The 22,238-nt window shown below is 54.4% G+C and carries 27 protein-coding genes and 1 tRNA gene; 18 read left to right on the forward strand and 10 right to left on the reverse strand.

All coding sequences use genetic code 11. The features are described 5' to 3' along the window. Positions 1–2 precede the first annotated feature (2 nt). The 8 genes from secF (at position 3) to ABWV47_RS00390 (ending at position 5,217) form a co-directional block, all read left to right on the forward strand. Positions 3–971, forward strand: a complete 969-nt coding sequence (gene secF / locus ABWV47_RS00355) for a protein translocase subunit SecF (protein ID WP_353307841.1) — start codon at positions 3–5, stop codon at positions 969–971. After that, positions 964–1,719: a TSUP family transporter gene (locus ABWV47_RS00360; RefSeq protein ID WP_353307842.1), complete on the forward strand. Its 756-nt coding sequence runs from the start codon at positions 964–966 to the stop codon at positions 1,717–1,719. Before secF ends, ABWV47_RS00360 begins: the two co-directional genes overlap by 8 nt. Positions 1,720–1,729: 10 nt before the next feature. Then, positions 1,730–2,083, forward strand: coding sequence for an Mth938-like domain-containing protein (locus tag ABWV47_RS00365; protein WP_353307843.1), 354 nt, complete (start codon positions 1,730–1,732; stop codon positions 2,081–2,083). A gap of 335 nt (positions 2,084–2,418) precedes the next feature. Next, positions 2,419–3,039, forward strand: coding sequence for a heme ABC exporter ATP-binding protein CcmA (ccmA, locus tag ABWV47_RS00370; RefSeq protein WP_353307844.1), 621 nt, complete (start codon positions 2,419–2,421; stop codon positions 3,037–3,039). Further along, on the forward strand, positions 3,036–3,692 hold the full coding sequence (gene ccmB, locus ABWV47_RS00375; protein ID WP_353307845.1) for a heme exporter protein CcmB: 657 nt from the start codon (positions 3,036–3,038) through the stop codon (positions 3,690–3,692). Before ccmA ends, ccmB begins: the two co-directional genes overlap by 4 nt. Positions 3,693–3,782: 90 nt before the next feature. Continuing rightward, on the forward strand, positions 3,783–4,535 hold the full coding sequence (locus ABWV47_RS00380) for a heme ABC transporter permease (RefSeq protein ID WP_353307846.1): 753 nt from the start codon (positions 3,783–3,785) through the stop codon (positions 4,533–4,535). After that, positions 4,532–4,681, forward strand: coding sequence for a heme exporter protein CcmD (gene ccmD, locus ABWV47_RS00385; protein ID WP_353307847.1), 150 nt, complete (start codon positions 4,532–4,534; stop codon positions 4,679–4,681). The genes ABWV47_RS00380 and ccmD overlap by 4 nt, the downstream gene beginning before the upstream one ends. A 23-nt stretch (positions 4,682–4,704) precedes the next feature. Then, positions 4,705–5,217 carry a DsbE family thiol:disulfide interchange protein gene (locus ABWV47_RS00390; protein ID WP_353307849.1) on the forward strand — a complete coding sequence of 171 codons (513 nt, stop codon included), beginning with the start codon at positions 4,705–4,707 and terminating at the stop codon, positions 5,215–5,217. Between the two features lie 53 nt (positions 5,218–5,270). Here the strand turns inward: ABWV47_RS00390 and rpiB are convergent, their stop codons facing one another. Further along, positions 5,271–5,711 (reverse strand): ribose 5-phosphate isomerase B, encoded by a 441-nt coding sequence (gene rpiB / locus ABWV47_RS00395; RefSeq protein WP_353307851.1) that lies wholly within the window; start codon positions 5,709–5,711, stop codon positions 5,271–5,273. A 327-nt stretch (positions 5,712–6,038) separates the two neighbouring features. Between rpiB and ABWV47_RS00400 the strand changes: the two genes are divergently transcribed. Then, the gene (locus ABWV47_RS00400; protein WP_353307853.1) at positions 6,039–6,734 is read left to right on the forward strand and encodes a DUF1223 domain-containing protein; all 696 of its coding nucleotides are present in this window, start codon (positions 6,039–6,041) and stop codon (positions 6,732–6,734) included. A gap of 35 nt (positions 6,735–6,769) precedes the next feature. On the opposite strand, the gene ABWV47_RS00405 is transcribed toward ABWV47_RS00400, so the two are convergent. The 3 genes from ABWV47_RS00405 to purB form a co-directional block, all read right to left on the reverse strand. After that, positions 6,770–7,849 (reverse strand): flagellar motor switch protein FliG, encoded by a 1,080-nt coding sequence (locus ABWV47_RS00405; RefSeq protein ID WP_353307854.1) that lies wholly within the window; start codon positions 7,847–7,849, stop codon positions 6,770–6,772. 65 nt (positions 7,850–7,914) lie between these two features. Further along, on the reverse strand, positions 7,915–8,448 hold the full coding sequence (locus tag ABWV47_RS00410; RefSeq protein ID WP_353307855.1) for a tetratricopeptide repeat protein: 534 nt from the start codon (positions 8,446–8,448) through the stop codon (positions 7,915–7,917). A 144-nt stretch (positions 8,449–8,592) separates the two neighbouring features. Next, positions 8,593–9,897 carry an adenylosuccinate lyase gene (purB, locus tag ABWV47_RS00415; RefSeq protein WP_353307856.1) on the reverse strand — a complete coding sequence of 435 codons (1,305 nt, stop codon included), beginning with the start codon at positions 9,895–9,897 and terminating at the stop codon, positions 8,593–8,595. Positions 9,898–10,056: 159 nt separating this feature from the next. On the opposite strand from purB, the gene ABWV47_RS00420 reads away from it, so the two are divergent. Further along, entirely contained in the window at positions 10,057–10,614 is a 558-nt protein-coding gene (locus tag ABWV47_RS00420; protein WP_353307857.1) for a hypothetical protein, read from the forward strand. Between the two features lie 12 nt (positions 10,615–10,626). Beyond that, positions 10,627–10,929: a hypothetical protein gene (locus tag ABWV47_RS00425; RefSeq protein ID WP_353307858.1), complete on the forward strand. Its 303-nt coding sequence runs from the start codon at positions 10,627–10,629 to the stop codon at positions 10,927–10,929. Here ABWV47_RS00425 and ABWV47_RS00430 read toward each other — a convergent pair. Then, entirely contained in the window at positions 10,926–12,161 is a 1,236-nt protein-coding gene (locus tag ABWV47_RS00430; RefSeq protein ID WP_353307859.1) for a bifunctional alpha/beta hydrolase/OsmC family protein, read from the reverse strand. The two genes, ABWV47_RS00425 and ABWV47_RS00430, sit on opposite strands and share 4 nt — an antisense overlap. Before the next feature lie 166 nt (positions 12,162–12,327). Here ABWV47_RS00430 and ABWV47_RS00435 point away from each other — a divergent pair, with 166 nt between their 5' ends. Beyond that, positions 12,328–13,080: a heme-dependent oxidative N-demethylase family protein gene (locus ABWV47_RS00435; protein ID WP_353307860.1), complete on the forward strand. Its 753-nt coding sequence runs from the start codon at positions 12,328–12,330 to the stop codon at positions 13,078–13,080. 7 nt (positions 13,081–13,087) lie between these two features. Here ABWV47_RS00435 and ocd read toward each other — a convergent pair whose 3' ends face one another. Both ocd and rocF read right to left on the reverse strand, forming a co-directional pair. Further along, the gene (ocd, locus tag ABWV47_RS00440; protein WP_353307861.1) at positions 13,088–14,134 is read right to left on the reverse strand and encodes an ornithine cyclodeaminase; all 1,047 of its coding nucleotides are present in this window, start codon (positions 14,132–14,134) and stop codon (positions 13,088–13,090) included. Positions 14,135–14,205: 71 nt separating this feature from the next. Then, the gene (rocF, locus tag ABWV47_RS00445) at positions 14,206–15,132 is read right to left on the reverse strand and encodes an arginase (RefSeq protein WP_353307862.1); all 927 of its coding nucleotides are present in this window, start codon (positions 15,130–15,132) and stop codon (positions 14,206–14,208) included. Positions 15,133–15,249: 117 nt separating this feature from the next. Here rocF and ABWV47_RS00450 point away from each other — a divergent pair, with 117 nt between their 5' ends. After that, complete coding sequence (locus tag ABWV47_RS00450) at positions 15,250–15,675, forward strand: Lrp/AsnC family transcriptional regulator (protein WP_353309516.1); 426 nt, start codon at positions 15,250–15,252, stop codon at positions 15,673–15,675. Between the two features lie 9 nt (positions 15,676–15,684). Here the strand turns inward: ABWV47_RS00450 and ABWV47_RS00455 are convergent, their stop codons facing one another. Next, positions 15,685–16,152: a disulfide bond formation protein B gene (locus tag ABWV47_RS00455; protein ID WP_353307863.1), complete on the reverse strand. Its 468-nt coding sequence runs from the start codon at positions 16,150–16,152 to the stop codon at positions 15,685–15,687. Continuing rightward, complete coding sequence (locus ABWV47_RS00460) at positions 16,149–16,727, reverse strand: YqaA family protein (RefSeq protein ID WP_353307864.1); 579 nt, start codon at positions 16,725–16,727, stop codon at positions 16,149–16,151. The genes ABWV47_RS00455 and ABWV47_RS00460 overlap by 4 nt, the downstream gene beginning before the upstream one ends. A 169-nt stretch (positions 16,728–16,896) precedes the next feature. Here ABWV47_RS00460 and ABWV47_RS00465 point away from each other — a divergent pair. From ABWV47_RS00465 to ABWV47_RS00475, 3 genes are all read left to right on the forward strand, one after another. Beyond that, a tRNA-Leu gene (locus ABWV47_RS00465) sits at positions 16,897–16,982 on the forward strand. Between the two features lie 172 nt (positions 16,983–17,154). Beyond that, complete coding sequence (locus tag ABWV47_RS00470) at positions 17,155–17,508, forward strand: hypothetical protein (protein ID WP_353307865.1); 354 nt, start codon at positions 17,155–17,157, stop codon at positions 17,506–17,508. A 67-nt stretch (positions 17,509–17,575) separates the two neighbouring features. Beyond that, positions 17,576–18,535, forward strand: a complete 960-nt coding sequence (locus ABWV47_RS00475; protein ID WP_353307866.1) for an ABC transporter transmembrane domain-containing protein — start codon at positions 17,576–17,578, stop codon at positions 18,533–18,535. Between the two features lie 51 nt (positions 18,536–18,586). On the opposite strand, the gene mepK is transcribed toward ABWV47_RS00475, so the two are convergent. Further along, positions 18,587–19,162, reverse strand: coding sequence for a peptidoglycan L,D-endopeptidase MepK (mepK, locus tag ABWV47_RS00480; RefSeq protein WP_353307867.1), 576 nt, complete (start codon positions 19,160–19,162; stop codon positions 18,587–18,589). Between the two features lie 324 nt (positions 19,163–19,486). Here mepK and ABWV47_RS00485 point away from each other — a divergent pair, with 324 nt between their 5' ends. Then, entirely contained in the window at positions 19,487–21,094 is a 1,608-nt protein-coding gene (locus ABWV47_RS00485) for a L,D-transpeptidase family protein (protein ID WP_353307868.1), read from the forward strand. 32 nt (positions 21,095–21,126) lie between these two features. After that, positions 21,127–22,218: a UDP-3-O-(3-hydroxymyristoyl)glucosamine N-acyltransferase gene (lpxD, locus tag ABWV47_RS00490; protein WP_353307869.1), complete on the forward strand. Its 1,092-nt coding sequence runs from the start codon at positions 21,127–21,129 to the stop codon at positions 22,216–22,218. Positions 22,219–22,238 lie beyond the last annotated feature (20 nt).

A 22,238-nucleotide genomic window follows, 5' to 3' on the forward strand; every position in this document is an offset into this window, starting at 1 on the left:
CCATGCGTTTGAGACTTGTTCCCCAAGAGACCAACTGGGATTTCTTTTCCCGCCCCACGCTGTGGCTTGGTATTTCCGGTGTTCTGATGGTGGCCGCTCTGGTCAGCTTTTTCCTTCAGGGGCTGAACTTTGGCATCGACTTCCGCGGTGGGACCACCATTCGCACACAAAGCGCTCAGGAAGTGGTGGTGTCTGACTACCGCGACGCTTTGGTGCCGCTGGAACTTGGAGATGTGACCATCACAGAGGTGTTTGACCCCACCTTTGAAGATGATCAGAACGTCACGATGATCCGCATTCAGGCGCAGGATGGCGAAGAGGCTGTCAGCTCTGAGATGATTGAACAGGTCATGGCGGCCCTGGCCACCGTGGCACCTGACATCGATGATGTGGCCGTGGAATCCGTTGGGCCGAAAGTGTCCGGTGAGTTGATCAAGACCGCTGTGATTGCGGTGGTTTTGGCAATTGGCGCCGTGCTGGTCTACATATGGCTGCGGTTTGAGTGGCAGTTTGCCGTCGGTGCCGTTCTGGCACTGGTGCACGATGTGGTGCTGACCATTGGTGTGTTTTCTGAGCTGCAAATCCGCTTTGACCTCGCCATCATTGCCGCGCTTTTGACCATTGTGGGCTACTCGCTCAATGACACGGTGGTGGTGTTTGACCGCGTACGGGAAAACCTGCGCAAGTTCAAAAAGATGGACCTCAAAGAGGTTATGAACCTGTCGATCAATGAAACGCTGAGCCGCACGGTTATGACCTCTGTCACGACGTTGCTGGCGTTGGTATCATTGTTTGTGCTGGGCGGTGACGTGATCCGTGGTTTTGTCTTCGCCATGATCTGGGGTGTGATTGTCGGGACGTATTCTTCGATCTTTATCGCCTCTGCGGTGCTTCTGAAACTCGGGGTGAAACGGGATTGGTCCAAGCAGGCCAACACCGCAGGTAATCAATTTGCCGACATAGATGCCTGATCTTCTGACCCAGGCACTGGCTTTTGACGGCCTGGCCTGGGTCATCCTTGCCGCCTTTGTGGCTGGGATTGTGCGCGGCTTTTCTGGGTTCGGCACAGCACTTATCTACCTTCCCATCGCCGCGCAGTTCATGCCGCCCATTTGGGCGATTGTGACACTGGCGTCTATGGATTTACTCGGGCCGGCGCCAAACATCCCTGCGGCGGTGCGCAATGGCCATCCCCGCGATCTGATGCGTTTGTTGTGTGGTGCGGCGGTGATGTTGCCTGTTGGATTGTGGGTCTTGGGGCGGACCGATCCGGAAGTCTTCCGCTATGGTGTGTCTGTTTTGGCATTGGTTATGTTGGCCATTCTGCTGACCGGCGTTCGCTATCGCGGGCGGGTGACGCGGACTATGGTGTACGGGCTTGGTGGGGCAGGCGGGTTTTTGGGAGGGGCTGTGGGCTTACCCGGGCCCCCCGTGATTCTGTTTTATATGGCCAGCCCACATGGCGCCGGTGTGATCCGCGCCAACACCATGGCCTTTCTGTTTTTCTTCGATCTGATGCTGGTGGCGCTGTTGGCTGTGCTGGGGCGGCTGGAGACACTGCCTTTTGTCGGGGGCTTGGCACTGACCGTGCCGGCAATGGCCGGCAACCTTTTGGGCGCTTGGCTCTTTCATCCACGGTATGAAAAGATATATCGAAGCGTGGCCTACCTATTGATCGCGCTGGCGGCCCTTTCAGGGCTTCCATTTGTACACAGCTGAGGACCGCATCATGCAAATGACTGAAGTGACCTATTCGGATGCCATTCCAATTGACAGCTATGGCCCCGGGTTCTTTCGCATTGCGGGGGAAGTGATCGAGGGCGGGGCAATTGTGCACGCCAAAGGCGCGCGCAGCTGGAACGGCTATGAAGATGTCGATGCGGTGCTGTCGCTGAAAGACCAAGTCGACTTCATCTTGATGGGCACCGGCGCGGCCATGGCCCCTGTGGATGCGACATTTCGTGCAGCACTGGATGCGGCGGGCATTGGTGTGGAACAAATGGCGTCATCTTCAGCGTGTCGCACCTACAATGTCTTGGTCAGCGAAGGCCGTCGCGTCGCGGCGGTGATGTTGCCAGTGTAAGCAATGGGCTCCCGCCCAAAACACCCGCATTCAAGATGCGTGATTTTGGTTGGGCGATGCTCAGCGAAGCTGAGCCTGGCGGGCGCTGTCCTTCTGCGGTGTTTACAAACGGACCGCGCAACCCCCTTTGCAGCATTTGTGAACACAACAAAAGCGGCCAGAGCCATGCAACGGTCGATGGTTTCACGGGTGTATTTGGCATTTGAGAGCCGTTTTGCACCTCCGCAAAACAGTCGCGATACCGACGCGATACAGATGTGTCGTTCCAAGAGATTCGCTGCTGCGTCAAAAGGTTACTCTTTTGCCATTCGCGCAGATGGGATAAGTCTCAAAACATGAAATTGCATGCGCAAGATGTCAGCGTGGCCCGGGGTGGGGTGTCGGTCCTAGAAGGGCTGTCATTTGAGTTGTGCGCAGGCGAGGCTCTGGTCATTCGCGGACCAAACGGCATCGGAAAAACCACGTTATTGCGCACCCTTGCTGGGTTGCAGCCTGCCCTCAAAGGACGAGTGGACGCCCCGGAAGACAGTATTGCCTATGCGGCCCACAGCGACGGGTTGAAAACCATGTTAAGTGTCGCGGAGAACCTGCGGTTTTGGGCAGATGTGTTTGGAACATCAGACATTTCCTCAGCTCTTGAGAGCTTCGAGCTGACGGACCTGCAGCACCGGTTGGCAGGCAGCTTGTCGGCGGGTCAGAAGCGGCGGTTGGGGCTTGCGCGGCTGATGGTGACCGCGCGGCCAATCTGGATCTTAGACGAACCGACGGTGTCGCTGGACAAGGCGGCGGTTGCGCTTTTTGCGACGGCCGTCAAACGGCATTTGGCGCACGGTGGCAGCGCGATTTTGGCCACACACATCGAGTTGGGACTTGAGGCCAATGTATTGGAGTTAAGCCCATATAAAACGGTGGCAGGGAGCGCTGTGCTCAGCGGTCAGGATGAGGCGTTTTTATGAGAGCGCTTCTGACACGTGATTTGATCCTGGCATTCCGCGCCGGTGGCGGTTTTGGTCTCGGCATCGCTTTTTTTCTGATTGTGGTGATCTTGGTGCCATTTTCTGTAGGGCCCTCGAGTGCGCTTCTGACCAAGATTGCGCCGGGCGTGCTTTGGCTTGGCGCGCTGTTGGCCTGCCTGTTGTCACTGGACCGTATTCTCGCGCTCGACTGGGAGGACGGCACGCTTGATTTGATCGCCACCTCACCGTTGCCGTTGGAAGCTGTGGTATCTGTCAAAGCACTGGCACATTGGCTCACAACTGGTGTGCCCTTGGTGGTTGCCGCGCCGATTTTTGGTGTGTTTCTGAATTTGCCGCCTCAGGGATTTGTTTGGCTTGTCGTATCGTTGGTCTTGGGGACACCTGCGTTGAGTGTTATTGGGACGTTTGGCGCGGCGTTGACAGTTGGGATCAAGCGGGGGGGCTTGCTGCTTTCTCTTTTGGTTCTGCCGCTTTATGTGCCGACATTGATCTTTGGATCGGAGTTGGCTCGGCGTGGCGCAGAAGGTCAACAGGTGATGACGCCAATGCTGATGCTTGCAGGGATTAGTTTTGGCGTCATCGCGCTTTTGCCCTTTGCCAGCGCCTTGGTGTTGCGGATTAATCTGCGCTAGCGTAGGCGCGGTTTAATCCATATCAAAGCGGCTGTGTTGCTCTCATGGAAGTGAGGTGCAAATCAGCCAATAGCAATATAGGACGGCCTTATGGGATCGATCTGGGAATATGCCAATCCGGTCAAGTTTAGCCAAACCGTGTCGCGGTTGCTGGCGCCGGTGGCCTTGGTAGCCACATTGTGTCTGCTGGTGGGGCTGATTTGGGGGTTTTTCTTCACGCCGGATGACTATCGTCAAGGCGCGACAGTGAAGATCATCTATCTGCATGTGCCGTCTGCACTGATGGCAATCAATATTTGGTTTATGATGCTTGTCACGTCGCTTATTTGGCTGGTCCGCCGCCATCATGTGAGTGCACTGGCTGCCAAGGCAGCCGCACCGGTGGGCATTGTGATGACCATTATCGCACTTTTGACCGGTGCGATTTGGGGACAACCGATGTGGGGCACTTGGTGGGCTTGGGATCCGCGCCTGACGTCCTTCCTGATTTTGTTCCTGTTCTATCTTGGCTACGCAGCTCTTTGGGAAGCCATTGAGGATCCGGATACCGCCGCTGATTTAACGGCAGTTCTGTGTATCGTTGGATCCGTCTTTGCGATGCTCAGCCGCTATGCAGTGAACTTCTGGAATCAGGGTTTGCACCAAGGTGCATCGGTGATGCGGGCCGGGGCCGTGACAGGCACGGACACCGAGGAGAAAGTCTCCAACGTCTTTTTCTATCCGCTTCTTATGTGCATCATCGGCTTTGTTCTTCTGTTTGTCGCGCTTGTGCTTTTGCGCACGCGCACTGAAATTCACAAACGGCGCGCCCGCGCGCTGTTGGCACGGGAGCGGACGGCATGATGCCAGATTTGGGAAAATATGCCGAGGCGGTTCTGTCCTCTTATGTGTTTTCGATCGCCCTGATTATTGGTTTGGTATGGTGGAGTATCCACGCTGCGCGCAAAGCACGTCGCGCACTGGACGATGTTGAGGCACGTCGCAAATGAGCAAAGGCCGAATATCGCCGCTGATGTTGTTGCCCCCAGTTTTGTTTGTGGGGCTTGCACTGATGTTCTTGTGGGGCATGCAACGTGAGAACCCAAATGAGCTGCCAAGTGCGTTGGTGGGGCAACCCGCACCTGATGTACAACTTACAGCCTTGGGAAACAAAGTTCTCTGGAACAAGGACGCTTTGCAGACAGGCGCACCGGTGCTGGTGAACTTCTGGGCAAGTTGGTGCGGGCCTTGCCGCGTAGAGCACCCAAATTTGACCCAATTGCAAAGCGAAGGGCTCAGCATTTTGGGAATCAACTACAAAGATCCTGCTGGCAATGCTCTCAGGTTTTTGGAGGAGCTTGGAGACCCCTATACCGCTGTTGGGGCGGATGATGCCGGGCGCATGGCGCTCAATTGGGGGGTATATGGCGTGCCGGAAACCTATCTGATTGACGGGCAGGGCAACGTTGTTTTGAGGATTGCCGGCCCTGTGACGGAACGCGAAATCGAAGGACGGCTACGACCTGCTTTAGAAGCTTTGAAGTAGGGCAACACGCCTCTGGTTTGGGTAACCTAAGGCGTGCTGCAAAACGCTTAGAATTAGTCTTCTATCATGTCGGCACGGGTTGCATGCCTCCCGCCCTCAAATTCTGTGCGCAAGAACGCATCCACAATTTCCAGTGCCAGTCCTTCTCCAACCACGCGCGCGCCAATCGATAGCATGTTGGCGTTATTGTGCGCACGGATCATGCTGGCAGAGAACGTGTCTGAGCACACACCGCACCGGATGCCGGTGACCTTATTGGCGGCCATCATGATGCCCTGACCCGTTCCGCATAAGACAATTCCCAAATCGCAGTCACCAGACGCCACCCGCGCCGCAGCCGCTTTGCCGTGGATCGGATAGTGGGTACTTTCAGGTGTGATCGGGCCGATGTCGATCACCTCATATCCATTGGCTGTGATATGGGCGGCGACCGCTTGACGCAAGGCGATGGCGGCGTGGTCGCTGGACAGGACGATGCGTTTGGTATCAGTCATAAATCAAGACCTTGTTATGTGCGTTTTGCCAGACGCATATGCGTAACTGGGGCATTGTGCAATTGGCGCTTTGGCGCAAATGAACGTATCTGCCGCCACATCTTTTTGTGACCATCGCATTTTTGTCTTCGGCGCCCAAAATAGTCCTCATTGCACAAGGTCTGGCGATCATTGTCCACCGTGCCTTTTGACCTGCGTTGACCAGTTTGGCGTATGGTCGTTTGGGTCGCAGGTCCCTCACTTTCATCTCGCGAAACCTTGATTGGCATGTCACCTATTCTCAGCTTAGAAAGGGGCGGGGATAGATACGATGAAATGGACACAATCATGATCCGAGCGACTGGCGTTTTGGCGACACTCTGGCTGAGCGTGGCTTCTGTTTTAGGGGCTGAAGAGGCTCCGGTTGTGGTTGAACTTTACACATCACAAGGATGTTCTTCCTGTCCACCGGCAGATGACTACTTTTATCGACAGCTTTCTATGAGAGATGATGTTATCGCGCTGGCCTTGCACGTAGACTATTGGGACTACATTGGTTGGAAAGACGAGTTCGCCAGCCCTCAGTACACGCAACGGCAGCATCGGTACGCACATGCTGCCGGGCATCGTTCGGTCTACACCCCGCAGATGATTGTGAATGGCCAAGATCATGTGGTTGGTGCCCATCCGGATAAAGTAGAGCGTTTGATTGCGGCCCATAAATCGGCGCCGCGGTCCGTGGACCTACAGATCGAACGTAGCGGAAATCGCGTAAAAATTCGCGCAACTTCTGAAGTTACAGCGCCTCTGCAAGTGCATGTCGTTCGGTATCGATCTGCTGAAAAAGTGGCGATCAAACGCGGCGAGAATGCAGGGCGTGTCTTGACCTACGCCAACATCGTTGATGATTGGGAAATGGTGAAAGCTTGGAATGGTAAGTCGGAGCTTTCAATGGCCGTCCGAGCAGCCGGCGAGACACCGGTTGTGGTGCTCATTCAACGTGAAAACGGGGGCCCCATCGAAGCTGCAGCGCGTTTGCCCTAAAAAATAGGTATTCGTTCTACGGGACGTGGATGTGGCTACTCGTCGTCTTCATCCTCGTCGCTGACCAGTTTGATTTCTCCCATATCCACCAACTCGCGGATGGATTTGGTGATTTCTGACATGGCCGCCTCGGCCTCTTTGGTTTTCACTGTGCCGCGCTCGGTGATCCCTTCGCGCAACTGATCTGCCATGCGGCCTGACATGTTGGACAGGATGAATTCAGTCGAAAGGCCAAAGTCTCCGGCGGTTGCGAAAGCCATGGCAGTGATTAGGATGTCGTCTTCCAAGTCTTTGACAAGGCGTGGAACATCAAGCGGCTTCACTCGTGTTGCAATATGCGCGTAAGTGAAGATTCGACGGCGTACTGCACCCGCAAATTCCGCATCTTTTTCGTCCAGAGATTCGAGCACTTCGTCGCGCGTAGCCGTGGTCGCGTTGTTCAAAATCGCGCCCAAACGATCTTCGGGACCCTGCTTGAAGGCTTTGGGTGGTTGATCCTCCAATTGGCAGGCCAAAGTCAGGCCAATTCTGTCGACAGCTTCGGGGGTGATGGATTCCGTCATGGACATCGCAAAAGTGATCCGCCGCGCTTTGTCACCGGGCAATTTGGCCAACACCATCGCGGCTTTTTCCACCGGAAGTTTGGAAATCAACACGGCCGAGACTTCGATGCTTTCGCCGTCAATCATGGTGATCAATTCTGGTACAGATTGCTCTTTGATCCGCGCCCATGGATTGCCGATCATCCGCACGCCGGCTTCTTTGCGGAGCCGGGCCTCGGTTAACGGGCTGATCTGGCCTTGCAGCACGCTGAGCGCACCGGAGATCCCGTTGGGGAAGGACAAACCGATTGACTCGAGTTCTTGCGCAAACTCCATGAGCACATCGCTCAAAGTCTCGCGGTCAATATACCCCATGTCGCCCATCATATAGGTCAGGTCAGCTTGGTGCCCGTCTGACAGCTCCGCCAGCGCCAGCTCCGCGCCTTCATTCAGCAGGAACCGCACAATGATGGCTGCCTTCTGTGGACGGGTGAGATTGGTTTTGCGCATGCCGCCAAAACTGGTCAAGTCGCCAGCGCCGCCCAAGGGTGCCATAGGAATCATGCTGCTCATCAGGGTCTCCATAGATCTTGAGTGCAATCAATCACTCAAGCCTAAAGAAACCCTGAACAAAATCGTCAGTAGTTGAATGTTTGACCGGTCTGAATGGCTTTCGCCAAAGAGGTTTCAGACCAGCTGCCGTCGCCACCACGATCCCTGATTTCCTTCAGTTGAATCCGCGCGAGATCGAGCCGCCCGGCTTCTACGTGCGCCTGGCCCATGTAGGACCGTGCCAAGAGGTTGTCGGGGTTCTGCGCCAAGGCTTTGCCATAGTAAGCCATGCCCGTATCCACGTTGCCCAAACGTCTATGTGTAAAGCCCCAATAAGTGAGAGCTCTGTCTGATGATTGGTCTTCCAACAAGCTCAGCAGCGTCTGAGCGGACTCGTTTTGGCCCGCGTAAGCAAGGCTGCGCATCGTGTCAAAATAGTCGTCGTCAGTCAGCGAACTGTCCTGTTGCGCCACACATTTGCCTTTGCTCTCGCTAAAGACTTTACCATCGCTACAAACAACGGTCTTGGGCTTGGTATCGGAGTCACTGCCAGCGGCAAAAACCGACCCGGCGAGTCCTGTGGCCACACAAACGCTCAAAGCTATCTTAGAAAATGACATGGTGTTCTCCCAACGCTCAAAAATACATATTTAGAGATACGGTAACACGCAGCTTCTGGATGCAGAAATCACACAGTTGTCAGAAATGCAACAAGGGCGCAGCATCATGCCACGCCCCTGAATTTAATTCTATCGGGTCAGCTTTTAGTCTTTGAAAACACGAGAAAAAATCGTGTCCACATGCTTGGTATGATAACCCATGTCGAACTTTTCGTTGATCCCATCTACCCCAAGCGCTGTAACCACATCGGCGTCCGCCAAAAGTTGCTCTTGGAAGTCGACGCGCTCCTCCCAGACTTTCAACGCGTTGCGCTGAACCATGGCGTATGCATCTTCGCGTGACACACCAGCCTGTGTCAGTGCCAACAGAACGCGCTGAGACATTACCAGACCGGGGAACTTGTTCATGTTGTCGAGCATGTTGTCGGGGAAGATCAACATCTTATCGATCACACCTGCCAAACGGTTCAGTGCAAAATCCAGCGTCACTGTGGCGTCTGGACCAATGCCGCGCTCTACAGAGGAGTGTGAAATGTCGCGCTCGTGCCACAAAGCCACGTTCTCCATAGCTGGGATCACGGTCATGCGCACCAGCCGAGCCAAACCTGTCAGGTTTTCAGTCAGAACCGGGTTCTTTTTGTGTGGCATTGCAGAAGAGCCTTTTTGGCCCATCGAGAAAAACTCGGCACCTTCTAGCACCTCGGTGCGCTGCATATGGCGAATTTCCACCGCAACGTTTTCGATTGAGGAGGCGATGACTCCCAAAGTGGCAAAGAACATGGCGTGCCGATCGCGCGGGATCACCTGTGTGGAAATTGGTTCTGGGCTTAGGCCAAGCTGTTCACACACGTGCTCTTCAACTGCGGGGTCGATGTTGGCAAACGTGCCCACCGCACCAGAAACAGCACCAGTTGCGATCTCCTCACGTGCCTGAACCAAACGTGCTTTGTTGCGATCCATTTCGGCGTAGAAGCGCGCAAAGGTCAAACCCATAGTGGTCGGCTCTGCATGGATGCCATGCGAGCGGCCAACACGCAGCGTGTCTTTGTGCTCATAAGCACGTTTCTTTAATGCCGCTAGAAGCTTGTCCATGTCCGCCAGCAAAATATCTGCTGCTCGCACAAGTTGTACATTCAAGCAGGTGTCCAACACATCTGACGATGTCATGCCCTGATGCACAAACCGTGCTTCTTCAGAGCCAACATGCTCCGCCAAATGGGTCAAAAAGGCGATAACGTCATGTTTCGTGACCGCTTCGATCTCATCAATCCGGGCAACGTCAAATTCTACGTCTTTTGCCTTCCACACTGCGTCCGCATTTTCTTGTGGAATGACGCCCAGTTTAGCCATTGCGTCACAGGCATGCGCCTCGATCTCGTACCAGATGCGGAATTTGGTTTCAGGTGACCAAACGGCGACCATCTCGGGGCGGGCATAGCGCGGGATCATATCAAAGCCTTGTTTTGTTAGCGTGGGGTCGCGCGTCGTTTAGACCGTGGGGGGGGAAACAGCAAGGCAACAGGCGTTTATACCTGCTGAATGCCATTTTTAGGCTGTACCTATGTGCATTTGGCTGCCCTAATGGGGGCGATTTTGATGGAGGAATAGATGAAAGCTCTAATCTGGCTTCGCGCCGCGGCGACTTTGGGCTGTTTTTGTGCCTCTGTGACCGCAGTTACGGCTGGCACGACAGCTGTGTATGAGGATGCAGGAAAAGGCGTTTTTGAGGTGACCGTTCCAGACTTCTGGACCCTGCGCGTTGGCGGTGATCGCGATCTGACGCCTTCGTCTGAGGATGAGTTGCGGGTGGTTGAACGTGTGTTCGGTCTGACACCGGAAAAAGACCATGGAGTGTGGATTGGGTTGATCTCTCCCCCTCGTTTTCACACGCTGCAAGACGCGAAAGACTATGCGCGCAGCCTAGGCGGCCAGTTGGCCAAAACAACAGAAATCACCAGCAGCAAAGATCGCCGAATTTCCGGATATCCAGCTCACGTGATTGAGGGCACCGGTCGGCGTGACGGGCGGGCTGTAAATTTCACGGTGATGCTTTTGGATATGCAAAACAGCCGTGTTGTGGTCGGCCTGACGGTATTGGAAAAGGGCTATGACCCAAACGCGGTCGCAGATATTAATGCAATTTTGCAGTCCATAAAAGCGCGTTGAGGAGTCGATGGTATGTTATTGAAAAATATGCGCTCTCTTAAGTTGGTGTCCGGCATTCTAGTGGCGGGTTTCACACTGGCCGGCTGTGAAGGCACCGGGTCAGGGTATTACAGCACCGGCGTGTACTACGACTCCATGATGTGGAACGATTACTATCGACCTCGTCCACCACATCCAGACCGGCCCCCAAAGCCTGAGCATCCGATTGAGCGCCCTGAGAGGCCGGTGCATCCAATTGCACCACGTCCTCCCGTGGCCCGTCCGGCGCCCCGGCCAGCTCCGCGTCCGGCGGCACGACCGTCTCCGCGCCGCTAGGTCGCGCCTTCGACCACGGCTTCTGACAGATGTGTCGTCACAACAGAAGCACGCTCCAAGGTCTGATGAACTGGGCAGCGATCAGCGATTTCAAGCAATCGCTGGCGCTGTTCGTCGGTCAGCTCCCCTTGCAGATGTATGGTGCGCAAAAACGTGTCCACTTTCTGCCCAGCGGGAGCCTCCGCGTCGCGCGCGTGCACTTTGTCGTGGCTCACATCCACCCAGACGTGGTCCAGTGGCCACCCCTTACGCCGTGCATACATCCGGATGGTCATTGACGTGCACGCCCCCAAACCTGAGGCGAGAAAGCCATAGGGCGTCATACCCTGATTTGTCCCTCCGTAAGCCAAAGGTTCATCGGCGAGCGCATGATGGAGGGGGCCTGCATTCACATCTTGCAAAAAGCCTTTGGGATCAGCTTCTGACACACGTACAATCCCTTCAGGCGCGCCCGGAGGTGGGGCAGGTGGCGTCAGTGAGAGGTAGCGTCCCGCCCAAGATGCGATAACTTCTGCAGCATATTCTGCATCACTAGGCTCGCTTATCAAATGATCCGCATCATCCAATGTAACAAAGCTCTTGGGATGTTTCGCAGCTTCAAAGATTCGCGCTGCATTGTCGATGCTAACCGTGGCATCTTTGGGGGCGTGCAGAACCAACAACGCTTGTTTCAGACCACGTATGCAGGGCTCTAGGTTTTGCCCGGACACATCCTCAAGAAAGGACTTCTTGATGGTAAAGGGACGGCCTGCCAGTGAAACTTCTGCCTGCCCATTTGCGCTGATCTTGCTGATGGCGTCACCAAATTGATGGCTGACATGGTCAGGTTCGTAAGGTGCACCCACCGTGACAACTGCTTTTGATGACACAATACGTGTTGCAGCCTTCAGTACCGCAGCGCCGCCCAAACTGTGACCGATCAGCAGCGCTGGTGCCATACCCCGTGAGGCCAGATAGTCAGCTGCGGCTTCCAAATCGGCCACATTGGAAGAGAAATGTGTGTTGGAGAACTCTCCCTCGCTGTGCCCAAGCCCTGTAAAGTCAAAGCGCAGCACGGCAATGCCCATCGTTGCCAGCCGCGCAGCGATCCGCCGTGCCGCTGGAATGTCCTTTGAGCAGGTAAAACAATGAGCAAACAGGGCCGTCGCCAGATGTGGGCCGTCCGGCATATCCAGGCGTGCGGACAGCATGTCGCCGCTATGGCCGGGAAAGGTGATGCGTTCGATGGGCATGTGAGGTCTCCTGCAGGCGTTGTCCGACCAATGTGAGATCTGGTGGCCATGAGTAAAAGCACGATCTGGCGTATTCACGGCAAGGTGAGTGCGCGCGATCTGGCGTTAGCTGGTATGGAACCGAATTTGACGTGCACCCGCTAAGAAGCTGCGCTACGCCTGCGGTATGGATACGATACTTCAGAAACATATGCCGTTTGACCCGCTGCAAAACACACCGCTGCCGGGGGTTGCCCCATTGGCCATGTCGGACTGGCTGATCATTGATGATGCCTACGCGCCGCAAATGGCGTTGCGGCGTCGGTTGCTGGCCAATAGACGCCAAGACGTTCTGCAAGTGGCGCCTCAAGCGCTGCCTGCCGCACAAGAGTTGCTCTCTCTGGTGCTGGAACAGCTTGCAATGCGGGAGGAGTTTGACGTGTCAGAGCGCCATGTGACCTGCCCGGACGGGCATCGCGTCACACTGATCTGGGACGATCCAATGCAAACCGTGGGGCAACTTGTTCAAGAGGATATGTGCCTGCTGCAAAAACAAGGAGACGAGCACGTGCTGTCAGGTGCCGTATTGTGTTTCCCCGCAGGCTGGACGCTCTCGGAGAAATTTCAAAAACCCTTGTTGCGTATCCATGCGCCGGTGTCTGAGTATGACGAAAACATTGCCAAGCGTGTGCAGCGTTTGTTTGATGGCGTGCGCCCGGGGCGGCCTCTCTGGCGTAAAAACGCGCTCTGGTACGATGACCCTTGCCTCTTTGCCCCTCGATCCGAAGCAACACCACATCTCCCAGCCCGAGATCCGGGAACACATCGTCCGTTTCTACGATCTGAGAGGCAAAGTGTCGTACGTCTTCCGAAATCTCAGGCTGTGGTTTTCTCTATTCATACCTTTGTGTTACGGCGCGAAGATGCATCGTCTGAATGACACCCCTCTAGGTCTTTGCGCGCTGTAACATGCCAAACAGATCGCGCGGGTCGTCAGGATCTGCCAACATATCCAGATCTTCGTGGAATGGTGTTTGAGCCACCTTGTCGCGCACGTATCGCAGAGCTGAAAAGTCCTCGATGGCAAATCCGACGCTGTCAAATAATGTCGTTTGGCGCGCATCGCGTCGCCCGGGTTTTGCCCCTGTGATCACCTGCCAGAGCTCCGTAACTTCAAAATCTTCCGGCATCTGCTGAATCTCGCCCTCAATGCGCGTTTGCGGCGGAAACTCCACAAACACGTCGGACCGATCCAATATGCCTTTGGCCAATTCTGTTTTCCCTGGGCAATCCCCACCAATTGCGTTGATGTGCACGCCTGCACCGACCATGTTGTCGCTGAGGATCGTTGCGTTTTGCTTGTCTGCTGTACACGTCGTCAGAATTTGTGCGCCTTCGATGGCCTCTTCAGGGGAGGAACACCGCACGACATTTAACCCGCTGTGCTTCAGATTGGCGGCGCATTTCGCTGTCGCTGCAGGGTCTTTGTCATAGAGGCGGATAGATTTCACACCAACGATGGCCTTCATGGCCAGCGACTGAAACTCAGATTGCGCTCCGTTGCCGATCATTGCCATTGTGTCGGCCCCTTTAGGCGCCAAGACTTTCGCGGCCACGGCTGATGTGGCGGCTGTGCGCAAGGCCGTCAAAATAGTCATTTCTGTCAGCAACACGGGGTAGCCGGTATACACGTCCGCTAGCAGACCAAAGGCTGTGACGGTTTGCAGGCCTTCTGCGGTGTTCTTTGGGTGTCCATTGACATATTTGAACCCGTAAGCCTCACCGTCCGATGTTGGCATAAGTTCAATAACACCGACGTCTGAATGACTTGCCACGCGGGGGGTCTTGTCAAACATCTCCCAACGCCGAAAATCTTCTTCAACGTATGTGGCAAGATCTACCAACATTTGCTCAACACCAACGTGATGCACAAGACGCATCATGTTGTCGACAGAAACAAATGGAACCAGCGCTTTGTCGGAGGGTTGTGTCATTAGATTGATCCTTCAATCGGCAGTAGCTGTGGCAAAATTCTATTGAACTTTGCCATTTACTCATCTGATTATTATGTAAAACTTCTTGTCGTACGGTCAAAAACACGACGCCCTAATGCCGAAGCTGCTAGATCGACGATCAGCTTTGCAGTGCGCCCGCGCTCGTCCAGAAATGGGTTCAATTCCACCAGATCCATAGATGTTACCAGCCCACTGTCGTGCAACATCTCCATGACCAAATGTGCTTCGCGTACGGTGGCGCCACCCGGGACTGTGGTGCCGACGGCGGGTGCTTCGGAGGGATCGAGAAAATCCACATCCAGCGAAACATGTAACAATCCGTTTTGCGCGGCCACGTCCTTTAGGAATGCCGCCAAAGGCTTTGCAATGCCATTTTCGTCGATCTCACGCATATCGTGACGGCGGATTTGTGTGGTTTGGAGCGTTGCCCGCTCAGCCGCATCCACAGACCGAAGGCCGATCATACATATGTTTTCTTCTGGTACGGTGTTCCGTACAGCGGGAAAACCCTCAAACCCGTCTTTGCCAACGACATAGGCCACCGGTGTGCCGTGCAAATTGCCACTGTCTGTGCTGTCTGGCGTGTGAAAATCCGTATGGGCATCAAGCCATAGAACAAACAATTTGCGTCCAACTTTGGCCGCGTAGTTGGCGACGCCGCTGACTGTGCCGGCGGACAGGCTATGATCACCACCCATAAAGATAGGAAAGCCAGCCTCAGAGGTCGACTGAGCTGTATCGCACAGCGCTTTGGTCCATGCGATCGTTTCGTTCAATGCGTGAAGTGTTTGGCCCTCTGAATCAGGCTCAAACGGGGTAGGTTGCACATTCCCAAAGTCTGTCACTGCGTGTCCGAGGTCTCTCAGACTCTGACCAAGTCCCGCCGTGCGCAGCGCATCTGGTCCCATCAAACACCCGCGTCGACGTTTACCACTGTCCACAGGTGCACCCACCAAAATACAGGTTTTTTGCGTCATGTGTGTTTCCATCATTGTCATTGAGGCAAAAGATGTTTCCGAATTGGGTTGAAATACACCCAACATTTTGCGCATAACGGGCGCAATTTTACCAATATGGAAATGGAGTTCTCCGAAATGGATGATGTGGATCGTAAGCTGATTTCTGCTTTGCGAAATGATGCGCGAGCATCTCTTTCTGATCTTGCCTTGCTGCTTGGCGTGTCCAGAACCACCGTTCGGGGTCGTATTGAACGACTGCGTCAACGCGGAGACATTGTGGGGTTTACCGTTGTCCTACAGGATGATGTGAAGAGCGATCCTGTGCGTGGTCTGATGCTTATCGGTATTGAGGGAAGAGGAACAGACCGCATTATTCGCCATTTAACCGGTTTTACCGCTGTCCGTGCGATCCACAGCACCAACGGCCGTTGGGATCTTATTTTGGAATTGGGCACCCAAACGCTTGCGGAATTGGATGATGTGCTGGCGCAAATCCGACGTCTTGATGGGGTTGCCACCAGCGAGACAAATTTGCTGCTGTCCACCCGAAAGTCCGGATAGACTGGCGCCTTAGGTCAGGCGTTTGATTGCATAGATCCAGAGCGCTGCCGCTGCCAATGATAAAATGGCGTTGTAGCTTGCCATCGATAAGCCAAACATCTGCCACGGGATATCATCACAGCGCACAATAGGCGCGGCCATGATCTGGTTGAACAGATCATCAGAGCTCATGTTTGAAACGTCACCGCTTGTGCAGGTCGACGGCCCCTCCCACCATTTTTGCTCAACACCCGCATGATACAGCCCAATAAGACCGGACGCCGCGGCGCCGACGGCGGCAACGTAGGCCAGAAAAAGCGTGCTAGTGGCGAGTGCCAAAGCTCCTGCTCCGGCGGCCAACCAATGGGGATACCTTTGATAGTAGCAAAGCTTGCAAGGTGCCAAACCGCCAATGAATTCAAAGGCCCAAGCGCCAAGGATCATGCTCACTGAGAACGCGGTGAGTAGCGCAAATGCGGTATTTCGGTTCAAGGTCATAAGAAGCTCACGATCAGGAAGCCGCCAAAAAGAAGCAGCAGAAATATGGTGGATACAAGGCCCAGTCGTTTTTCGATGAAGTCACGGATCGGGGGCCCAAATGCGCGCAAAAGTGCTGCGACGAGAAAGAAACGGATGCCACGTGCCAGAACAGATGTGATCATAAAGGTCATCAACGGCATATGGGTGAAACCGGACATAATGGTGATAACCTTGTAAGGAAACGGCGTCACCCCTGCGCCCAAAACCGCCCAAAACCCAAAATCATTGAAACGGCTTGAGAATTCGGCGACCGAGTCTGCTTTGCCAAGAGAAGACAATATGGGTTCGCCAATTTGCTCAAACGCGAAATACCCAATTGCGTACCCAAAAAGACCGCCGAGAACCGAGGACCCAAGTGCGACCAGCGCAATCATCCAAGCACGTGACGGTGCTGCGAGAATCATTGGAATCATCAAGACATCGGGCGGAATCGGAAAAAAGGAACTCTCGACAAAACTGACAATTGCCAATGCCCAAAGGGCCCTCGGATGATCTGCCAGACGCATGGTCCAGTTGTACAGGCGTTGCAGCATAGCGCGGTCTCATGGGCCTTTATTTCAGTCTTTTCCTGCCTATGCGATTGGCTTTGAAGTGCAAGCAAATAATCCGTGTACGCGCCGACATCGGTCGATTCTTTCTCATCAAAGAAGTTGCGTTTTGTGTCTGGACCTTCGCTGAAAGCTTATATAAATCACTCCCGTGGCCCAAGTGGCGGAATGGTAGACGCAGGGGATTCAAAATCCCCCGATAGCAATATCGTGAGAGTTCGAGTCTCTCCTTGGGCACCACAATCCGCATGTTATCAACTGCTTGATCGTCGAATCTTATCTAAGACTTCGCCGGTCTGGTGAGCATTTGCGTGCCGCAATACGACCAAAGGCCAATTCCGCAATACAGGCTTTTTATATGTGCTTTGGCTCAGGTGGGGTCCAAAGACCCGACGTTTTGGGGAGAGGACATATGTCAGGACACATCAATAGACCTATGGCTGCCGCGGCGACGGCTGGTTTGATTTTCGTTTTGAGCACATTTGGTTTTGGTTGGAACATTGCTGTGTCCGGTCTCTTGGCCATCGCAGCCTACGTCGGCATCTCGCGGTTGCGAACGGCACGTAACATGCCCACCGCCACTGCCGCATCGGTCCTTGAGGAGCCAGTTCCAAAGCCGGAAACGGAGTCGGTTTCATCAGACGTGCCGACGCAGAGCCCTCCAAAATCAACCTCGAGTGCTGCTGGAAGGGTGAAACTGGGCACACTATTGCCGGGTGAGATCGAATTGGCTGAGCGTCGTGGTGGTTGGCGTTACCAAAGCTAGACTCGCCCCTCGGGGAGTGGTTCTTTGGGATGCAGTCAGGATTTCATTCCCCGTTCTAGGACCTCACATGTTCAAATTTTACAAACGCATCTGGCAAGTCACGGGACGGGTGCAGGTTCTACTCATCGTTTTGTCGCTTGTCGTGGCTGCATTGGCCGCTGTGCCACTGCAGTTTCAGAAAGACATCATCAACAGCATTGGTCCAGATCTTGACGTCAATGTCCTTCTGTCAATGTGTGCCGGGTATTTCGCAGTTATTGCTGTCACCAACCTGTTCAAATTTCTGCTGAATTACCGCAGTTCTGTGTTAGGCGAGGCGACCATCCGACGTATCCGAGCGGCGGTGTATGAGGCCCGCTTTGGTGCAGACAAGGGGCTACCCATCAAGTCAGAGTCCAGTGGCACGGTGGCAACCATTCTGTCAGCGGAAGCCGAAGAGGTCGGTCGGTTTGTGGGGCAGGCGGTCGCCAACCCGTTGCTGCAAATCGGCACGCTTGTGTCTGTTGTTAGCTTTGTTGCTGCGACACAGCCGTATTTGGGTGCATTTTTGGTGGCCATTGTATTGCCGCAGGCTTTGATTGTTCTTGTACTGCAGGAGAAGGTCAACACGCGCGTCAAATCTCGTACTTTGGTGTTGCGACGTGCCACCGGCGCGGTCTCTGATCAATCGCTTTCAGACGCTGCGCAGATATCCCAAGATGTGCTCGCCGATTTCGACGAGATATATGAAACCCGAACAGGCATCTTCAAACTCAAACTGTCGATGAAATTCCTGATGAACTTGCTCAGTGGAGCAGGGCTTGTTGGTATTCTGCTTATTGGCGGGCTCTTGATGATGCATGGACGCAGTGACATCGGCACCGTGGTGGCATCCATTTCGGCTTTGGAAAAAATCAACAGCCCTTGGCGATTGTTGTTGGGCTTTTACAAAGAGCTGAGTTCGGTGCGGGTAAAATATGATCTGATTGTGGGAGAAGGGCTTGTGACTCAGACCGCAACACAACAGCCCTCCAAGCGCTCCAAATAAAAAAAAGGCGCCCATCTCCGAGCGCCTGTTTCATATTCTGACCCTGGGCTTTTAGCGCCCCCAAGTCCTGACCGGGCCACAGTCCATATGCACAAAGTTGGAACCAGAGTAACGGCCAACACCTCCCGCGCGACACGCGGCGGCGGCTTTGGCCATCTGATGCACAGACCGAGATCCCAAACGAAGGTCAGCTGCCTGACCCTTCATATGTAGCGAGTTCTTGGCCACACCACGTGAGCGCGAACGCAACATGGCATTTGTGGCTGGGCTGCGATAGCCAGACAACAACATGTACGGCTCATCAGCATCCATAAGATTGTGGGCCGCCGCCATAATGTCGATTGTCCGAATATCAATGTCGATCACAGAGTTGGTACGCCAGTCGCGCATAAACGCATTGACCTCTTTGACCGCGTCTTTGATGTATTTGCCTTCCACCCAATAGATAGTGTCAATGCGCTCGCCGGTACGGCCAGAATACATTTTGATGCGGCGGATATCGCCACCGCCACGCAGGAAACCTGCCGCTTTGGAGTAGCTTGGAGCTGCAACAAGTGCTGTTGCTGCGAACGCGCCGAGTAGGCTGCGTCTGGTCATGCTCAAAGAGCCGTCTTTCGGTTCGTTCATTGTTTCAGCGCCTGTCCCGTCGCTAACCTGCCACCGCGATGTTACGCGGTAATGTTCATCCTCATCCCCTCAGATGTGCGGATTTTATGACACACAAGGAAATTTACACCAAGGGTTCTTTTCCCCCTTGACCTAGGGAAGCATCAAATTTCGGCGAAATTTTGCTGAATAGGTGAACAGATTGTTTACCGTGTGGGCGAATTAAGGCGCGATATCGATGCAACAGGTGCTGATTTCAACACCTTGTTCGAGAACTTGTGATTGGACAGGCAAGCAGCTAGGGAGAACTCTAGTGAAAATTAGTCCTGATTTTGGAAGTATCTCATGTTGTTACCTGTGCGCGCGCGCAAGTCTTTTGGCCAACTCGGTGCCTTAATCTCTCTTATGTGGCTGCTCGCAACCGCAGCCCAAGCCTTTCCGGCTTTCAAACAGGCTGTTGCCGAGTCTGCTGCGCGTGATGATGCGCTGGCGCAATTCTATAGAGAAGCTGCCTATACCCCGGTTTGGACAGGGCAGGGCGAAGGGTACGTGGCGCGTCGTAAGGCTTTGATCAATGCTTTGGCCAACGTCGAAGATCACGCGCTGCCCGCCGCGCGGTATGATGTTGATGCTCTGGTGTCACAGATGGCCACAGCCAAGAGCGCGCGCGACCTTGGATTGGTCGAAGTGGCGCTTAGCAAAGCCTATTTGACATATGCCCGAGATTTGACATCGGGCATGCTTGTACCAAGCCGCATTGATGATGGTATTGTGCGTAAGATTGAGCGCCGCGACCGCACCGAATTGCTCGCGAGTTTCGTCGAGAATGCAGAGCCAAAGGCGTTCTTGCGCTCCCTTGCGCCGCAAACACCTGAATACACTCGTTTGATGAAGGAAAAAATGCGCCTTCAGCGTTTGGTTTCGCAAGGTGGCTGGGGGTCAACGGTGCCGGTAACCAAGTTGGAACCAGGTGACAAAGGTGACGCCGTCGTGGCTTTACGCAACCGTATGATGCGCATGGGTTTCATGTCGCGGTCGGCTACAGCGTCCTATGATCGGGATGTTGAGAAAGCGGTTCAGGCCTTCCAAATCGCGCACGGGCTGGAAAGTGATGGAGTGGCAGGCAAAGGAACCATCACAGAAATCAATGTCTCCGCTGAAACCCGTTTGAAATCGATCATGGTTGCGATGGAACGTGAACGTTGGTTGACCCGAGACGCCATTGGCCGCGAAGTTCTCGTGAATCTGACCGATTTCACGGCCAAAATTCTGGATGACGGAAAGCTGACCTTCCGCACACGGTCTGTGGTTGGAAAAAACCAATCAGATCGCCGCAGCCCTGAATTTTCGGATGTAATGGAGCATATGGTCATCAATCCGACCTGGAATGTGCCGCGCTCCATTGCGACCAAAGAATATCTGCCGATGCTGAAGAACAACCCAAACGCGGTCAGCTATCTGCGTTTGGTGAATGGTCGTGGACAAACCGTAGATCGCTCTGCCGTAGATTTTTCACAGTTTACCACGCGCAACTTTCCCTTCGACATGAAACAGGCGCCTGGCAATCGCAACGCTTTGGGTCTGGTGAAGTTCATGTTCCCAAATCGGCACAACATTTACCTGCATGACACACCACAAAAGGCCCTGTTTAAACGCGAAGTCCGCGCTTACAGCCATGGTTGCATCCGCCTGCAGGACCCGTTCGATTTCGCCTATGCATTGCTGGCGGTTCAGGAAGACAACCCCAAAGCGTTCTTTCAGTCTAAGCTGAAAACCGGCCGCGAAACCCGTGTGGATCTGGTGACGAACATTCCTGTACACATCATTTACCGCACCGCTTACACCGAAGCCAAAGGGCCGGTTCAATATCGTCGCGATATCTATGGTCGTGACGCTAAGATCTGGAAAGCTCTGGCAAATGAAGGGGTGGCCTTAACTTCCCATCAAGGATAAACACGCCTCCGAGATCATCCGGAGGACCACGCATGTCGTTCACTGTTCAGCAGATTGCAGAGGCGATTGACGCAACTGCACATGGCAACACAGGTCTGACTGTCAATCGCGTTGCAGAGCCGGCGTTGGCTGGTCCGGATGAGCTGGCGCTTTTGACCAACCCGAAATTTGCTGATGGGCTGTCTCAGGGACAGGCGCGTGTTGCGTTGCTTTGGGAGGGTGCTGACTGGCAATCCATGGGGCTGGAGGCGGCGATCACCGCCACGCGTGGTCGCTATGCGATGGCTGCGCTGTCCAAAATGGTGGATCCGGGCCAGGGCTTTGAGATGGGTATTCATCCGACGGCAGTGATTGATGCAAGTGCGGTTTTGGGCGCAGATGTCTCTATCGGGCCGTTCACGGTTATTGGCGCCAACGCGCAGATCGGCGAAGGCTCGGTGATTGGACCACACTGTCATATCGGGGCAGATAGCACTTTGGGCGCGCGCGCTATGCTGCGTGATCACGTTTCCATTGGCGCACGTGTGACCATCGGGGCGCGGTTTTGGGCTCAACCGGGCGCGCGAATCGGCTCCGACGGCATGTCTTTTGTCACACCAGAGGCCAGCGGTGTGGAAAAAGCCCGCGCCAGCTTGGGTGACCAAGGCGAGGTGACCCAGCAAGCTTGGGCGCGTATCCATTCTCTTGGGGCGGTGACCATAGGGGACGACGTGGAGATCGGCGCAAACACCTGTGTCGACTATGGCACCGTACGTGACACCTGTATTGGCAATGGATGCAAAATCGACAACTTAGTGCACATTGCCCACAACGTCGTGATCGGCAACGATTGTCTTTTGGCTGGCCAAGTCGGTATTGCGGGCTCCACGCGCATTGGCAACAACGTGGTGATGGGGGGGCAAGTCGGCGTCTCTGACAACACGGTTGTGGGCGACAACGTTATATGTGGTGGCGCCTCAAAAGTCCTGAGCAAAGTGCCCGCAGGCCAAGTTGTGCTTGGGTACCCTGCGGTCAAGATGGACACCAATCTCGAAATGTATAAATCCCTGCGGCGGTTGCCTCGATTGGCCAAGCAATTCGCCGATCTTCAAAAAACTGTTTCGAAGTTAGGCTTGAAGTCCTAACACAGCCTGCAGTGCGGGAG

This window comes from Shimia sp. NS0008-38b (genome assembly GCF_040370365.1).
Lineage (GTDB): Bacteria > Pseudomonadota > Alphaproteobacteria > Rhodobacterales > Rhodobacteraceae > Shimia.

What these genes read in the sequence shown, in the direction of transcription:
- mepK (WP_353307867.1), bottom strand. Translation starts at nt 19,162, where the DNA reads ATGAACGAACCGAAAGACGGCTCTTTGAGCATGACCAGACGCAGCCTA.
- secF (WP_353307841.1), top strand. Translation starts at nt 3, where the DNA reads ATGCGTTTGAGACTTGTTCCCCAAGAGACCAACTGGGATTTCTTTTCC.
- ABWV47_RS00380 (WP_353307846.1), top strand. Translation starts at nt 3,783, where the DNA reads ATGGGATCGATCTGGGAATATGCCAATCCGGTCAAGTTTAGCCAAACC.
- ABWV47_RS00430 (WP_353307859.1), bottom strand. Translation starts at nt 12,161, where the DNA reads ATGCCCATCGAACGCATCACCTTTCCCGGCCATAGCGGCGACATGCTG.
- ccmB (WP_353307845.1), top strand. Translation starts at nt 3,036, where the DNA reads ATGAGAGCGCTTCTGACACGTGATTTGATCCTGGCATTCCGCGCCGGT.
- ABWV47_RS00405 (WP_353307854.1), bottom strand. Translation starts at nt 7,849, where the DNA reads ATGAGCAGCATGATTCCTATGGCACCCTTGGGCGGCGCTGGCGACTTG.
- ocd (WP_353307861.1), bottom strand. Translation starts at nt 14,134, where the DNA reads ATGACACAACCCTCCGACAAAGCGCTGGTTCCATTTGTTTCTGTCGAC.
- ABWV47_RS00450 (WP_353309516.1), top strand. Translation starts at nt 15,250, where the DNA reads ATGGATGATGTGGATCGTAAGCTGATTTCTGCTTTGCGAAATGATGCG.
- ABWV47_RS00460 (WP_353307864.1), bottom strand. Translation starts at nt 16,727, where the DNA reads ATGCTGCAACGCCTGTACAACTGGACCATGCGTCTGGCAGATCATCCG.
- ABWV47_RS00475 (WP_353307866.1), top strand. Translation starts at nt 17,576, where the DNA reads ATGTTCAAATTTTACAAACGCATCTGGCAAGTCACGGGACGGGTGCAG.
- rpiB (WP_353307851.1), bottom strand. Translation starts at nt 5,711, where the DNA reads ATGACTGATACCAAACGCATCGTCCTGTCCAGCGACCACGCCGCCATC.
- rocF (WP_353307862.1), bottom strand. Translation starts at nt 15,132, where the DNA reads ATGACGCAAAAAACCTGTATTTTGGTGGGTGCACCTGTGGACAGTGGT.
- ABWV47_RS00420 (WP_353307857.1), top strand. Translation starts at nt 10,057, where the DNA reads ATGAAAGCTCTAATCTGGCTTCGCGCCGCGGCGACTTTGGGCTGTTTT.
- ccmA (WP_353307844.1), top strand. Translation starts at nt 2,419, where the DNA reads ATGAAATTGCATGCGCAAGATGTCAGCGTGGCCCGGGGTGGGGTGTCG.
- ABWV47_RS00435 (WP_353307860.1), top strand. Translation starts at nt 12,328, where the DNA reads ATGGATACGATACTTCAGAAACATATGCCGTTTGACCCGCTGCAAAAC.
- ABWV47_RS00365 (WP_353307843.1), top strand. Translation starts at nt 1,730, where the DNA reads ATGCAAATGACTGAAGTGACCTATTCGGATGCCATTCCAATTGACAGC.
- ABWV47_RS00360 (WP_353307842.1), top strand. Translation starts at nt 964, where the DNA reads ATGCCTGATCTTCTGACCCAGGCACTGGCTTTTGACGGCCTGGCCTGG.
- ABWV47_RS00390 (WP_353307849.1), top strand. Translation starts at nt 4,705, where the DNA reads ATGTTGTTGCCCCCAGTTTTGTTTGTGGGGCTTGCACTGATGTTCTTG.
- ABWV47_RS00455 (WP_353307863.1), bottom strand. Translation starts at nt 16,152, where the DNA reads ATGACCTTGAACCGAAATACCGCATTTGCGCTACTCACCGCGTTCTCA.
- ABWV47_RS00400 (WP_353307853.1), top strand. Translation starts at nt 6,039, where the DNA reads ATGATCCGAGCGACTGGCGTTTTGGCGACACTCTGGCTGAGCGTGGCT.
- ccmD (WP_353307847.1), top strand. Translation starts at nt 4,532, where the DNA reads ATGATGCCAGATTTGGGAAAATATGCCGAGGCGGTTCTGTCCTCTTAT.
- purB (WP_353307856.1), bottom strand. Translation starts at nt 9,897, where the DNA reads ATGATCCCGCGCTATGCCCGCCCCGAGATGGTCGCCGTTTGGTCACCT.
- ABWV47_RS00485 (WP_353307868.1), top strand. Translation starts at nt 19,487, where the DNA reads ATGTTGTTACCTGTGCGCGCGCGCAAGTCTTTTGGCCAACTCGGTGCC.
- lpxD (WP_353307869.1), top strand. Translation starts at nt 21,127, where the DNA reads ATGTCGTTCACTGTTCAGCAGATTGCAGAGGCGATTGACGCAACTGCA.
- ABWV47_RS00425 (WP_353307858.1), top strand. Translation starts at nt 10,627, where the DNA reads ATGTTATTGAAAAATATGCGCTCTCTTAAGTTGGTGTCCGGCATTCTA.
- ABWV47_RS00470 (WP_353307865.1), top strand. Translation starts at nt 17,155, where the DNA reads ATGTCAGGACACATCAATAGACCTATGGCTGCCGCGGCGACGGCTGGT.
- ABWV47_RS00410 (WP_353307855.1), bottom strand. Translation starts at nt 8,448, where the DNA reads ATGTCATTTTCTAAGATAGCTTTGAGCGTTTGTGTGGCCACAGGACTC.